The organism is Clostridium sp. ATCC 25772 (assembly GCF_001573875.1).
Taxonomy (GTDB): Bacteria; Bacillota; Clostridia; order Clostridiales; family Clostridiaceae; genus Clostridium_J; species Clostridium_J senegalense.
On the sequence record NZ_LFRG01000195.1, the window covers coordinates 1 to 552 of the forward strand.

Consider the following 552-nt stretch of genomic DNA (forward strand, 5'->3'; position numbering starts at 1 on the left):
GGGGAATATTATGAGGAATACATTAATAGTATTAGCTCAATCTTTAAACTTTATACATAAAATTTAAAAAAATTTCCCTTATTATAAATTTACATTTCCTCTTCATCGAATTCTTCTATGTTTATATTAGGCATGCCGGGCATACCAGGCATACAACCCATCATAGGCATCATCATAGGCATACCACCCATTTGTTGTTTTGAAGGGTCTGGATAGCCTCCTCCCATAGAATCCTGCATTAAGTTATCCATACTAGGATTCCCCATAGGATTCATATTTGGCATACAACCCATCATTTGCATCATCTGCATCATTTGCATGTACATTTGCATAAGCATATTAGGATCTATACCACCACTCATCATAGGATTCATCATATAAGGGTTCATATACATCATAGTATTATTTTGATAAGGATTTTGTAACTGATCAGCTTGATTATCAGTACTAGGTTGTTTTTTAGCATTTTGACAATTAGGTTGATTCATCATGTAAGGGTTCATATATATCATAGGATTAACATAAGGCATAGGATATATATATTTATTATCC

General features: G+C 32.8%; 1 protein-coding gene. It reads right to left on the reverse strand.

From position 1 onward, the window contains the following. Positions 1 to 89: 89 nt before the first annotated feature. Positions 90 to 530: a hypothetical protein gene (locus AZI32_RS18680; RefSeq protein WP_061997197.1), complete on the reverse strand. Its 441-nt coding sequence runs from the start codon at positions 528 to 530 to the stop codon at positions 90 to 92. Positions 531 to 552 lie beyond the last annotated feature (22 nt).

Bases quoted from the DNA above. Each gene is read 5' to 3' on its own strand.
- AZI32_RS18680 (WP_061997197.1), bottom strand. From the start codon at position 530: ATGCCTTATGTTAATCCTATGATATATATGAACCCTTACATGATGAAT.